General features: G+C 68.5%; 11 protein-coding genes. 5 read left to right on the top strand and 6 right to left on the bottom strand.

What is annotated here, in order from left to right; all coding sequences use genetic code 11:
- Nucleotides 1-47 precede the first annotated feature (47 nt).
- From NS4_RS16105 to istB, 3 genes are all read right to left on the bottom strand, one after another.
- Nucleotides 48-1,787: a beta strand repeat-containing protein gene (locus tag NS4_RS16105; RefSeq protein ID WP_063060350.1), complete on the bottom strand. Its 1,740-nt coding sequence runs from the start codon at nucleotides 1,785-1,787 to the stop codon at nucleotides 48-50.
- Between the two features lie 153 nt (nucleotides 1,788-1,940).
- The gene (locus tag NS4_RS16100) at nucleotides 1,941-2,684 is read right to left on the bottom strand and encodes an IPT/TIG domain-containing protein (RefSeq protein WP_063060388.1); all 744 of its coding nucleotides are present in this window, start codon (nucleotides 2,682-2,684) and stop codon (nucleotides 1,941-1,943) included.
- Between the two features lie 740 nt (nucleotides 2,685-3,424).
- Nucleotides 3,425-4,387, bottom strand: a complete 963-nt coding sequence (istB, locus tag NS4_RS33650) for an IS21-like element helper ATPase IstB (RefSeq protein WP_281219158.1) — start codon at nucleotides 4,385-4,387, stop codon at nucleotides 3,425-3,427.
- Between the two features lie 283 nt (nucleotides 4,388-4,670).
- Here istB and NS4_RS16090 point away from each other — a divergent pair, with 283 nt between their 5' ends.
- The 3 genes from NS4_RS16090 to NS4_RS16080 all read left to right on the top strand — a co-directional run bounded on the left by NS4_RS16090 (nucleotide 4,671) and on the right by NS4_RS16080 (nucleotide 7,181).
- On the top strand, nucleotides 4,671-5,624 hold the full coding sequence (locus tag NS4_RS16090; protein ID WP_063060349.1) for an AraC family transcriptional regulator: 954 nt from the start codon (nucleotides 4,671-4,673) through the stop codon (nucleotides 5,622-5,624).
- 19 nt (nucleotides 5,625-5,643) lie between these two features.
- Nucleotides 5,644-6,075 carry an acyl-CoA thioesterase gene (locus NS4_RS16085; protein ID WP_157106079.1) on the top strand — a complete coding sequence of 144 codons (432 nt, stop codon included), beginning with the start codon at nucleotides 5,644-5,646 and terminating at the stop codon, nucleotides 6,073-6,075.
- A gap of 539 nt (nucleotides 6,076-6,614) precedes the next feature.
- Nucleotides 6,615-7,181, top strand: coding sequence for a hypothetical protein (locus NS4_RS16080; RefSeq protein ID WP_063060347.1), 567 nt, complete (start codon nucleotides 6,615-6,617; stop codon nucleotides 7,179-7,181).
- Nucleotides 7,182-7,293: 112 nt separating this feature from the next.
- Here NS4_RS16080 and NS4_RS16075 read toward each other — a convergent pair whose 3' ends face one another.
- The 3 genes from NS4_RS16075 to NS4_RS16065 form a co-directional block, all read right to left on the bottom strand.
- Nucleotides 7,294-8,007 (bottom strand): TetR/AcrR family transcriptional regulator, encoded by a 714-nt coding sequence (locus tag NS4_RS16075; RefSeq protein ID WP_084487356.1) that lies wholly within the window; start codon nucleotides 8,005-8,007, stop codon nucleotides 7,294-7,296.
- 148 nt (nucleotides 8,008-8,155) lie between these two features.
- Nucleotides 8,156-8,998 carry an SDR family oxidoreductase gene (locus tag NS4_RS16070; RefSeq protein ID WP_063060346.1) on the bottom strand — a complete coding sequence of 281 codons (843 nt, stop codon included), beginning with the start codon at nucleotides 8,996-8,998 and terminating at the stop codon, nucleotides 8,156-8,158.
- Nucleotides 8,999-9,044: 46 nt separating this feature from the next.
- Nucleotides 9,045-9,566, bottom strand: coding sequence for an Lrp/AsnC family transcriptional regulator (locus tag NS4_RS16065; protein ID WP_063060345.1), 522 nt, complete (start codon nucleotides 9,564-9,566; stop codon nucleotides 9,045-9,047).
- Between the two features lie 144 nt (nucleotides 9,567-9,710).
- Between NS4_RS16065 and pdhA the strand changes: the two genes are divergently transcribed.
- Together pdhA and NS4_RS16055 are read left to right on the top strand one after the other, a co-directional pair.
- Nucleotides 9,711-10,841, top strand: coding sequence for a pyruvate dehydrogenase (acetyl-transferring) E1 component subunit alpha (pdhA, locus tag NS4_RS16060; RefSeq protein ID WP_063060344.1), 1,131 nt, complete (start codon nucleotides 9,711-9,713; stop codon nucleotides 10,839-10,841).
- A complete protein-coding gene (locus NS4_RS16055; RefSeq protein WP_063060343.1) occupies nucleotides 10,838-11,812 on the top strand; it encodes an alpha-ketoacid dehydrogenase subunit beta in 975 nt (324 codons plus the stop codon). The genes pdhA and NS4_RS16055 overlap by 4 nt, the downstream gene beginning before the upstream one ends.
- The last annotated feature ends 36 nt before the right edge of the window (nucleotides 11,813-11,848 follow it).

Genomic DNA, 11,848 nt, shown 5'->3' with positions numbered 1-11,848 from the left:
GGTGCGATGTCGGCCCCGGTCGGCGGCAGGTGACTTCGGCGGGCCGATCAGATCTCGGGTGGCGCGACGTAGGTGAAGGCGCCGGTCCCGGTAGCGCTCCCACCGCTGGTGGTGACGACCACGTCCACCGCGCCGGCGGCTCCCGCCGGCGTCACCGCCGTGACCTGTGTATCGGATATGACAGTGAATGCCGCCGGTACGCCGCCGAAGGTAACCGATTGGGTGGTGGTCAGCGCAGTGCCGGGAATGGACACCGACGTCCCACCGGCAGTCGGTCCGGCGGCGGGGGAGGGCGTCCCGATCGTGGGTACCGCGACGTAGGTGTAGGCGACTCCGTTGCTGGTGCCACCTACGGTGGTGACCGTGATCGGCACAGTGCCGGTCCCGGCCGGCGCGACCGCCGTGATCTGCGTGCCGGAGACGACGGTGAACGAGGTCGCCGGTGTGGCCCCGAAGGTGACCGCGGTGGCTCCGGCGAGGCCGGCCCCGACAAGGGTGACCGTGGTGCCGCCCGCCACCGGCCCCGCGGCGGGGCTGACCGACATCAGCGCCGGAACCGCGACGTAGGTGTACATCAGCCCGTTGCTGGTGCCTCCCGCGGTGGTGGCGGTGACCAGGACCGTCCCCGTGCCGGGTGGTGCGGTGGCGGTGATCTGGGTGGCGGAGTTCACGGTGAAACTCGTTGCGGGCGTGGCGCCGAAGGATACCGCGGTGGCGCCGCCGAGGTTGGTTCCGGTGAGCGTCACCGTGGTGCCACCCGCGGCCGGCCCCGAACTCGGACTGAGGGAGGTCAATGCCGGCGCCGCGACATAGGTGTAGGACGCGCCGTTGCTGGTGCCTCCCGGGGTGGTGACGGTGACCTGCACTGTTCCCGTGCCGGGTGGTGCGGTGGCGGTGATCTGGGTGGCGGAGTTCACGGTGAAACTCGTTGCGGGGGTGGCGCCGAAGGACACCGCGGTGGCGCCGGTGAGGTTGGTTCCGGTGAGCGTCACCGAAGTGCCGCCGGTGGTGGGCCCTTGGGTGGGGCTGATGCCGGTCAGCGTCGGGACGGCGGCGTAGGTGTAGGGCAGCCCGTTGCTGGTGCCGGCCCCGGTGCTGACGGTGACCTGTACGGTCCCGGTGCCGGGTGGGGCGATCGCGGTGATCTGGGTGCTGGAGTCGATCGTGAATGTGGTCGCCGTGGTGCCGAAGCGCACGGCCGTGACCACACCGACGAACCCGGTGCCGGTCAGCGTGACGCTGTTGAGCCCGGCCGCCGGTCCTTGATTCGGGTTGACGGAGGTGAGCGTGGGGACCACGACGTAGGTGTAGGACGCGCCGTTGCTGGTGCCACCTCCTGTGGTGACGGTGACCTGCACTGTTCCGGTACCGGCCGGTGCGGTCGCGGTGATCTGGGTGGCGGAGTTCACGGTGAAGCTCGTGGCGGGTGTGGCGCCGAACGAGACCGCGGTGGCGCCGGTGAAGTTGGTTCCGGTGAGCGTCACCGCAGTGCCGCCGGTGGTGGGTCCCTGGGTGGGGCTGATGCTCGTCAGCGTCGGGACGGCGGCGTAGGTGTAGGGCAGCCCGTTGCTGGTGCCGGCCGGTGTGACGGTGACCTGTACGGTCCCGGTGCCGGGTGGGGCGATCGCGGTGATCTGGGTGCTGGAGTCGATCGTGAATGTGGTCGCCGTGGTGCCGAAGCGCACGGCCGTGACGATACCGACGAACCCGGTGCCGGTCAGCGTGACATTGTTGAGTCCGGACGCGGGGCCCGAAGTCGGCGACAGAGAGGTCAGGGTGGGGGCCATGGGATGGTCCTTTCAGAACGGGGCGGAGGAGCCCCCGTCCGGCCGGGATCAGGGGCGGATTGTGTGCCGAGGGTGCCGGTCCCGGGCAGAGCCGCGACTGCTCTGCCCGGGTCCGGCGGGATGATCCGGGCCGGGTACGGCCCGGATGCCCGGTCAGATACCGGGTCCGGCGACGTAGGTGAACGCACCTGTCGCGGTGACGGTGCCGCCGGCGGTGGTGACATCGATATCGACGGCACCGGCGGTCCCCGGTGGCGTGACCGCCACGAGAGCCGTATCGGAGAGGACGTTGAACGGCGCGAGGTTACCGTCGAATTCGACCGACTCGGTGGTGGTCAGGTTGGTGCCGGGAATGGTCACCGCGGTGCCACCGGATGCCGGACCGGAAGTCGGGCTCGGAGTGCCGAGGGTCGGCGCGTCCACGTAGGTGTACGAAAGGCCGTTGCTGACCCCACCCGCGGTGGTGACGGTGACCCCGACCGAACCTGCCGCCGCGCCCGCGGGCACGGTCACAGTCAGCACACCGTCGTTCACCACTGTCGGCGTCGCGGAATTGCCGCCGAACGACACGGAAGTCGCTGTGGCCAAACCGCTTCCGGTGAGAGTGACCGTATTACCACCGGCGGTGGCTCCCGTGACAGGAGACAGGCTCGACTTGAACGGCGGGCCGATGTAGAAGAACGACAGGGGGTTGCTGGTTCCGCCCGGGGTGGTGACGGTCACCCCGACCGTGCCGGCCCCCGAGGGGGAGGTAACCGTGACCGAGGTGGGCGTATTGGCCGTGATCGTGGCCAACTTGGTGCCGAAGCGTACGGCCGTCGCGCCACCGAGATTCGTCCCGGTGATGGTGACGGTGGTACCGCCCGCGGTCGATCCCTGATTCGGAGAGATGGGCATGATGCTGTCTTTCTGATAGATGTGTTCGATGGGCACGACCGACCGACGCCGGGCGGCCCGATGCCGCCGAGCGGAGTTGTCGCGCTGGAAGTTGTGTTCGAATCGCCCCCCTGCCGCGTATTCGGCTTGCGGCGGGCGCAGACGGGCACGCTGCCCTGACAGGGCCGGCGTCCGAACGTCACCGGGAAATGCCGGCGGGAGGATCACACCACCCTGGCGATGGCTCTGACCACAATGGTGGCCTCGCCGGTGGCTTGGTCGGCGAACGGCGAAGCGGTACACCGTTGCCGGTGACGTAAATGCGTTCTGCACAGGCGCGCCGCCGGTTTCGGCCGGCTGCCCAACATGTGATTACGAATGGTCCATATTTCCCCTCTTATTAATGAGTCGGAAACAATCCACTCGCAAAGATACGTCTCCCGAACTTCGAGTGCAACAGTGGATTTCGGAACATCTGTCCAGGTCAAGGCTGTCGATCAACTCGATGTGGGGCTCTTTTTTCACCAACCGTGACGGAATTTCCGCGAATTCCGGAAGCGTTTGCTCATGAATTCCGGGGATGTTTTCCCACGAAATTCGACGCCGGTGAAAAGAGTACCGATTCGTTGGTTTTCCGCGCCCGCGGGCACGCGGTCATCAGTTGCGCGCGAGAAGTTTTCACAACAAGCGACGGGTGGACGACTGCGGTGCCGCGGCCGACCGCCACACGCCTGTTTCGGTGAGGTGGAGAACGGGCCGGATCAGCGAGGTGTGTCGGTGGGTGCGCTCGGCCGGGAATGAGCCCGGCGATAGCTTCGGGATCCGGTCCGGACGATCGTGCCACCGAAGGTGAGCCGGTCGATGATGGCGGCACGCAACCGGGCGTCCGGGAAGATCTCCGACCAGTTGGCGATATCCCGGTTGGACGCGATCGCGACCGACTTCTTCTCTTCCCGTTCGGTCAGTACCTGGAACAGTAGTTCGGCACCGTGTCGACCCAGCTCGGTGTAGCCGAGTTCGTCGATACAGAGCAGATCGACCCCCCGGTAGCGGCCGATGGCCCGGGAGAGTCGTCGCCCGTCGGCGGCTTCGGCCAGCTTGTTGACCAGTCCGGCGGCCAAGGTGTACCGGACCCGATAGCCGGCTCTCGCCGCCTCGGTGCCCAGCGCGATCAGCAGATGGGATTTCCCGGTGCCGGAATCGCCGATCAGGCACAGTGGCAGGCCGTTTCGTACCCAATCGAGTTCGGCCAGGGTGCGCACGACCCCCGGATCGATATCGGGGTTGGCGTCGAAATCGAAGTCTTGCAAAGATTTCGCGAGAGGAAAGCCGGCTGCTCCGACCAGTCGTTCGGTACGGCCGCGGGTCGTCGTCGGTTCGGTCTGCAGTTGCGGTCTGCGTTCGCGGATGTAGGCGCTGACCCGTTGATACGACACATTCGTCATCCCCCGCTCGGTCAGCAAGCGCTGATATATCCGAGTGGCCGTGAGGCGTTGCCGGGGAGGGCCGTTCAGATCGGCGCGCAGCAGCTCGTCGATGAACGGCTTGTAGGGATCCAGCTTCTGTGGCCGCGGGGGGTACTCTTTGCGCGGCTCGGGTAATACAGACTCCGTCGCCCGCGCCACCGTGCGCCACCCGACACCGTACTTGCGCTCGATGGCACGTTTGGACAGGCCGGCACGAAGGTCCTGCCGGATCGCTGCGTACAGTTCGACTTTCGACATATCCGGCATCGGCACCTCCCCTCGCCACTACTTATTCCATGTCTACATGATAGGTGCGTCCTGTTACATCCCCTGTGATCGCCGAATGAAGGGCAGGGCTGTCGATTCCGGTGCGCAACCGCTGTCGGCAATGATGAGCAGTGCGGCGGTGGCGGAAACTCCGACCGGCCTCATCCGGGTGCTCCGACGGCTGTGCCGAACAGCGCCGTAGAGGCATCGCACTTCCCTGCAGCGGGCGGCCCGGCGCCGTCGTGGGCCCGGCGCCGCGGCTATCGTTTGCCGAATGGATGCGTTGGCCGGGCTGCTGGAGGGCCCGAGGGCGCGCGGCGCCTTCTTGCTGCGGTCGTTGCTCAGTCCGCCGTGGTCGCTGCGCATCCAGGACGAGTCGCCGTTGACGCTGGCCGCGGTGATCCGGGGTCACGCGTGGGTTCTCCCCGAGGGCGGCGGCCGGTATCGGATGGGCGCCGGGGATGTGGCGGTGTTCCGGGGACCGCAGCCCTATACCGTCGCCGACGACCCCGCCACCGAGCCGCAGATCCTGATCAATCCGGGGCAGATCACCACCACGGTGGACGGTGAGGTGCTCTGCGAGACGATGAGCCTGGGTGTGCGGCAGTGGGGTAACGATCCCGCCGGGGAAACCGTTCTGGTCACGGGGTCCTACGAGCAGGCCGGTGCGGTGAGCCGGCGCCTGCTGCGTGCTCTGCCGCAAACCCTGGTGGTGCCGCGCGGACGATCCGACGAGCGGGTGCTGAGCCTGCTGGTGGAGGAGACGGTGAAGGATCGGCCCGCGCAGAGCGCGGTGCTGGACCGGTTGCTGGACCTGCTGCTCATCGCGACCCTGCGCACCTGGTTCGCCGGTAACGAGGCGCCGCCCTGGTATCACGCCTACAGCGACCCGGTGGTCGGCAAGGCGTTGCGGCTGCTGCAGCACAATCCCGCGCACGGCTGGACGGTGGCCGATCTGGCCCGGGAAGTGGGGTCCTCCCGGGCGGCGTTGGCCAGGCGGTTCACCGAACTGGTCGGTGAACCGCCGATGGCCTTCCTCACCGAGTGGCGGCTGGATCTGGCCGCCGATCTGCTGCAGGGCACCGACGAGACGGTAGAGGCCGTCGCCCGCCGGGTCGGGTACGGCAGCGCCTTCGCGTTGAGCACCGCGTTCAAACGGCAGTTCGGGGTGAGCCCCCGCGATCACCGGCTCGGCGCCGCGGCTGCCGCGGTGCCCACGGCCGGCTGACCCCGGTATCGTCGGCCGGGTGACCAAGCAGTATCCGGTGCTCTGGCCGGTGCCCACCCGCTGGGCCGACAACGACCACTACGGGCACGTGAACAACGTGACCTACTACGCCTACTTCGATACCGCGGTCAACGCCTGGCTGATCGACGCGACAGGCACCGATATCCGGGAACTGCCCGCCATCGGGATCGTGGCGGAGACGTCCTGCCGCTTCCACGCTTCGCTGAGCTTTCCCGATCTGCTGCGTGTGGGTCTGCGGATCGCCCGCCTCGGCCGCTCCAGCATCACCTACGACCTCGCCATCTTCCGGGAAGCGGGCGACGATCTCGAGCTCGCCGCCACCGGGACTTTCGTCCACGTCTACGTGGACGCGGAAACCCGTAAGCCGGTCGAGATTCCCGAGGTGATCCGCAAGGCCGCCGCGGTCCTGGTCACCGACGCCACCGAGTAGTAGCCGGGAACCGGCTCCCGGGAGCGTCCGGAAACCACCTCTTTCGGGCCGCCCGCGAATTGCCCTCGGGCACTTGCGGTCACCTCTGGTGTGGCGCGCAGGGCGTTGCCCTGTGTTCCGCCGAACCCCTGCCGGGGCGGGCGTGCGGGTGCGTACGGTTCTGCGGCGGGACTGCCGGATCCGGTCTCGAGCAGGCGATAACCGTGTTACTGTCGTGCCGCGCCGCGCTGCCCAGGAGATGCGAGAGCAGCGCGGCAGGGTGGTCGAGGTGTCTCCTCGATCGCACGGAAGGGCAGGCCTGTGCAGGTAGTCATCGGTGGTCGAGCGGGTGTCGGGAATTCCGGTGGCGACAGGTCGCCGCGGCGGATCCGGCCGGTGCCCGGCGACGGCCGGCGGATCCGGCCGACCGCACTTCCCCGGGCCGCGACCGGTGTTCTCCGGTGCGCGCGAACGGGACCTCTTTCGGTATGCCCGTGGTGTCCGCCTGCGCGCGGAACGCGGGAGCCGACGGTGTAGTTCGATAGAACGGAATGGCAGATATGGCAGTGCGATTCGCTGTTTCCGGCGACTTCGGAGCCGATTCCACTCGCTCGGCCGCCCGCTGGGCGGACAATCCCGGGCGCCGGTCGATCCGCAATCGTGCCGCGATCGTGGCGCCCACCGTCGCCGACGCGGTGGACTGCCTGGGCGGTTGGATATTCGATCGAACCGCGGCGGGTTGCGAGACCGTTGTGCTCTTACCGGACCCCGGCGATACCCGGGCGTTGGACATCCTGGGCGCGAAGGCGATCGAACTCGGTGCGGTGCCGACCCGTGCGGGATGGTCCGCCGAACTCGACGTCCTCGCCGTGGCCGCGGATATGTACCTGGCCACGGACCGGTTCCGCGACGAGTCCCTGGCACGGCGAGATCCTTTGCCCCGGCAGACCTACCTGTGGGGACGCGCCCCGGTGGTCGAATTCGGGGACCGGTTCGCGCTGGTGAGCACTCATCGGGTGAGCCTGGCGGGACAGGCGTTCAAACGAGTGGCATCGGATGCGGCCGGGGTGGCACCCGGACCGCAGTCGGCCGCCGAGACGCTGTGGGCGGACCTCGGCCGGCGGTAGCGAGGGCCGCGCGACCGGTCTTCAGGGCCGGGCGAGCGTCAACCACCCAGTGCCGGGCGGGCGTCAACCACCCGTCGCGCGGGTGGTGTCGCAGCACATGCGCCGGCGCCGGCTACCGGGTGGGCCGTCCGGCACCGGGGAGTCCGCCGCTGTCGGCGCCGGAACCGTACGGCTCGCCGACACCGGGACCGAACAGCGAGAACAGCGAGAAATCCAGGGTCGGTGCGCCCGATTGCGCCGCCGTCGCCGGTCGCTGTGTCGCCAGTTGGGTGTTGTCGCTGGTCAAACGATGCATCACGCGTTCCAGCGAGGACAGGATGGTGGGGACGTCGGCCGTGCCGTCGACCAGCCGGCCGACCATCGCGTAGCACAGATTGATCATGACCAGCGCGATATCGGTGACGTAGTCGCGGTCCAGCCCGGCCAGTAGATGCGCGGCGGCGGGCAGGACGGCCTCGAAGCCCTGGCGGTCCAGCCGGTGCCCACCCGCGGTGGCGCGGGCGCGGAAGAAGGCCAGTGCCATGCGCGGACTCTGCTCCCACGGCTGGAACACTTGCCGGATCAAGCGCATCAACCCGTCGGCCAGCGGCTCCTCCCGCGGATGCAGAGCCAGTTCGTCGTAGGAATGGGTGGCCATCCACGCCGCCACCGCGGCCACGATCAGCTCGTCGCGACTGCTGTAGAGGCCGTAGATCGTGGTGAGTGAGACCCGGGCCCGTTTGGCCACTGTGCGCAACTGCACCGCGTCGTAGCCGTCGGCTTCGATGATCTCGACCACGGAATCGAGGATTCGCGCCGCCGTGTCCACCTCACCGGGCCCGTTCACCGAGTTATGGTAACCCGGCATTTCACGGCGACTCCCGCGCGATCACCACCTGTGACAGGCCGTATCGGGCGGGTCCGGCCGCCCGATACGTCGGCCGGGCGGGACCTCGGGCCGGGCGGCACCGTCGGCCCGGCGTGCTCGGGTGGCGCTACTGGGAGCCGGGGTTCTCCAGCGCGTGCTGGAAGCGGCGCATACCGCGGATCCAGCGGTCGTAGTCCGAACCCTTGTGCTGGTACATCGTCAGCACTTCCGGATGCGGCAGGATCAGGAACTGTCCGGCCGCCACTCCGGCCAGCACCGTATCGGCGACTTCTTCCGGAGTGAGCACCGCTCCCGCGGATTTCACGGCGTTGATGGCCAGCCGCCCGGCGGCCTCGTTGTCCGGCGGGATCATTCCCTCGCGCAGCAGCGCCGTGTCCACGCCCATCGGGCAGACGCAGCTGACCCGAACGCCTTTGTCGCCGTAGGTGATCGACAGCCATTCCGCGAAACCCACCGCGGCGTGCTTGGACACCGAGTACGGCGCGGAACCCAGCTGGGTGAGCAGTCCGGCCGCCGAAGCGGTGCTCACGAAATAGCCCGTACCGCGCGCCAGCCAGCCGGGGACGAGCAGGCGGGCGGCTCGGATATGGGCCATGGTGTTGATCTCCAGTGCGGCCGCCCACTGCGCGTCGGTGCTGTCCAGCCCGGCACCGCCGCCGATCCCGGCATTGGCGAAGTACAGGTCCACGGGGCCGAAGGCGGATTCCGCGGTATCGATCAGCCGCTGGATCACCGTGGGATCGGCGGCGTCCCCATCGGCGGCGACGGCGCTGTCGCCGATCTCTCCGGCCACCTGTTGCGCGGTGACCGGATCGAGATCCGCCACGACGACTCGGGCCCCGTGGTCGGCCAGCCGTCGTGCCAGTGCCGCGCCTATACCGGATCCGCCGCCGGTGACGACTGCGGTCCGGCCGGAGAAGGTGTCCGCTACTGTGCCTGATAGCTCCATGCCGGCACCTTAGCGGTTACATGCGACATTTACCCATATATGTCGCTTAATCGGATCGGCGCCCGTCGGCCGGGCGTGACTGCTCGGCGAGCCGGCGCAACAGCGGCGCGGTACGCGGTCCCACCGATTCCTGCATCACCAGCGCCATATTCGTGCGGACGACCCCGGGAATCTTCAGAATCTGCCCGGTGATCCGGTAGAGGTCGTCGGCGTCGCGAGCCACCACCCGAACTGTGAGGTCGGTGGGGCCGGTCATACCGCACACCTCGGTCACCTCCGGGATCCCGGCCAGCTCGCCGACCACCGCTTCCAGCCGGTGCTGGTCCACCACCACTGCGACGAAGGCCGACAGCCGGTAGCCCAGCGCCCGCAACTCGACCCGGCGTTCGAAGCTGCCCAGCACGCCGGTGGCTTCCCAGCGGGTGAGCCGCGCCTGCACGGTGTTACGGGACAGTCCGAGCCGGGCGGCCAGTTCGACACCGGTGGCCCGGGGGTTGGCGATCAATTCGAGCAACAGGCGCGCATCGGTGGCGTCGACCACCGCATCGGAAGTCTCCGGACTGGTCATATGACGCAGTATGACAGGATTCGTGGCGGTAAAACCGTGCATTCTGATCAGTTGTCGGATCAAGGCTTGCGCAGATCGCTTAATCGTGGATGCTATGTGTTACAGGCCACATAAGCGCGTGACCCGCGTGAGGAGGCGAGGCCGATGCCCGGCACAACCGAGTATCCGGTGCAGTTGATCCAGCCCGACGGCGCTCGGGTGCACCATCCCGAATATCAGGCCCTGGTCGCCGATATCGGACCCGGTGAACTGCGTCGGCTCTATGAAGACCTGGTGGTCACCCGGCGGATCGATACCGAGGCCGTCGCGCTGGCCCGGCAGGGTCAACTCGGCCTCTGGGCGCCGTGCCAGGGCCAGGAGGCGGCCCAGGTGGGGTCGGCCCACGCACTGCACCCCGACGACTATGTGTTCGGTAGCTATCGGGAGAGCGCCGTCGCTTATTGCCGCGGTGTGCGGCCGAGTGCCATGACCGCGATGTGGCGGGGCGTCTCGCATTCCGCCGGGGATCCGGCGGTGGCCAATATGGCCAACCCGGCGATCGTGGTCGGCGCCCAGGCGTTGCACGCCACCGGTTATGCCTATGCGGCCCACCTCGACGGCGCCGAGATCGCGACCGTCACGTACTTCGGCGACGGCGCCACCAGCCAAGGGGATATCGCCGAAGCACTGACCTTCGCCGCGAGCTGGAGCGCGCCGGTGGTGTTCTTCTGCCAGAACAATCACTGGGCGATCAGTGAGCCGGTGCAGTTGCAGAGCGCGACACCGATCGCCCAGCGCGCGATCGGTTACGGCATCCCCGCGATCCGGGTGGACGGCAACGATGTGCTGGCCGTCCTGGCTGTCACCAGGCAGGCGGTCGCCCGCGCCCGCAGCGGAGGCGGCCCCTCGTTCGTCGAGGCGATCACCTACCGCATGGGTCCGCATACGACCGCCGACGACCCCACCCGCTACCGCACCGCGGCCGAGACCGAGGAGTGGGCGCGGCGCGACCCCATCCTGCGGATGCGACTGCTGCTGGAACGCGAAGGCCTGCTCGACGCCGAGACCCGGCACCGAGTGCAGGAACGCGCCGACGAGGTCGCCCACCAGATGCGCACCGAGACCCTCACCATGGCCGACCCCGAGCCGGCGGAACTCTTCGAGCACGTCTACGCGACCGGGCACCGGGGCCTCGACGAGCAGCGCCGGGACTATCTCGCCTACCTGGCCGACGACCCGGCCGGGGCGCTCGTCACCGTCGCGCCCACTTCGCGCGAGGAAGGAGTCCGCTCATGATCACCACCTTCGCCGCGGCGCTCAACGCCGGGCTGCGCAGCGCGCTCGAGGACGATCCGAAAGTGGTGCTGATGGGCGAGGACATCGGCCGCCTCGGTGGGGTTTTCCGGGTCACCGACGCGCTGCAGAAGGATTTCGGTGAACGTCGCGTGATCGATACCCCGCTGGCGGAGTCGGGGATCATCGGTACCGCGTTCGGGATGGCGCTGCGCGGCTACCGGCCGGTGTGCGAGATCCAGTTCGACGGGTTCGTGTATCCGGCGTTCGACCAGATCGTCTCCCAGGTCGCCAAGATCCACTACCGGACCCGGGGCGCGGTGCGGGCGCCGTTGACCATCCGCATCCCGTTCGGGGGCGGCATCGGCTCGGTCGAGCATCATTCGGAATCACCTGAGGCGTATTTCGCGCACACCGCGGGGTTGCGGGTGGTGGCACCGAGTAATCCGGCCGACGCCTTCACCATGATCCGGCAGGCGATCGCCCTGGACGACCCGGTGATCTTCTTCGAACCCAAGCGCCGGTACTGGGACAAGGCCGAGTTCGATCCGGCCGCCGAACCCGACCTGCCGCTGGACCGGGCCCGGGTGTGCGTGCGCGGGACCGATGCCACCGTGGTCGCCTACGGCGGCACTGTCGCCACCGCGCTGGCCGCCGCGAAGGCGGGCGCCGAGGAAGGGATCTCGCTGGAGGTCGTGGATCTGCGGAGCCTGGCACCGCTGGACGTGGACACCGTCGCCGAGTCGGTGGACCGGACGGGCCGGCTCATCGTGGTGCACGAAGCGTCGCGCACCGGCGGTGTCGGCGCCGAGATCGCCGCCCGGATCACCGAGCGGTGCTTCTACCGGCTCGAGGCGCCGGTACTGCGGGTCGCCGGGTTCGATATCCCCTACCCTCCGGCTAAGCTCGAGAAGCATCATCTGCCCGACCCGGATCGGATCCTGGAGGCGGTCGATCGAACGCTTGCCGCCTGAAGTGTGATCCCGCCCTGATGCCAGCCGGAGGTGCCC

The organism is Nocardia sienata NBRC 100364 (genome assembly GCF_001613205.1).
In the GTDB taxonomy this organism is placed as follows: Bacteria; Actinomycetota; Actinomycetes; order Mycobacteriales; family Mycobacteriaceae; genus Nocardia; species Nocardia sienata.
The sequence above is the reverse complement of the archived record's forward strand: the minus strand, read 5'-3'. Positions and strand labels throughout refer to the sequence as shown.

Excerpts from the sequence above, each read along its gene's own strand:
- NS4_RS16105 (WP_063060350.1), bottom strand. The coding sequence starts at position 1,787 with ATGGCCCCCACCCTGACCTCTCTGTCGCCGACTTCGGGCCCCGCGTCC.
- NS4_RS16100 (WP_063060388.1), bottom strand. The coding sequence starts at position 2,684 with ATGCCCATCTCTCCGAATCAGGGATCGACCGCGGGCGGTACCACCGTC.
- istB (WP_281219158.1), bottom strand. The coding sequence starts at position 4,387 with ATGTCGAAAGTCGAACTGTACGCAGCGATCCGGCAGGACCTTCGTGCC.
- NS4_RS16090 (WP_063060349.1), top strand. The coding sequence starts at position 4,671 with ATGGATGCGTTGGCCGGGCTGCTGGAGGGCCCGAGGGCGCGCGGCGCC.
- NS4_RS16080 (WP_063060347.1), top strand. The coding sequence starts at position 6,615 with ATGGCAGTGCGATTCGCTGTTTCCGGCGACTTCGGAGCCGATTCCACT.
- NS4_RS16070 (WP_063060346.1), bottom strand. The coding sequence starts at position 8,998 with ATGGAGCTATCAGGCACAGTAGCGGACACCTTCTCCGGCCGGACCGCA.
- NS4_RS16065 (WP_063060345.1), bottom strand. The coding sequence starts at position 9,566 with ATGACCAGTCCGGAGACTTCCGATGCGGTGGTCGACGCCACCGATGCG.
- pdhA (WP_063060344.1), top strand. The coding sequence starts at position 9,711 with ATGCCCGGCACAACCGAGTATCCGGTGCAGTTGATCCAGCCCGACGGC.
- NS4_RS16055 (WP_063060343.1), top strand. The coding sequence starts at position 10,838 with ATGATCACCACCTTCGCCGCGGCGCTCAACGCCGGGCTGCGCAGCGCG.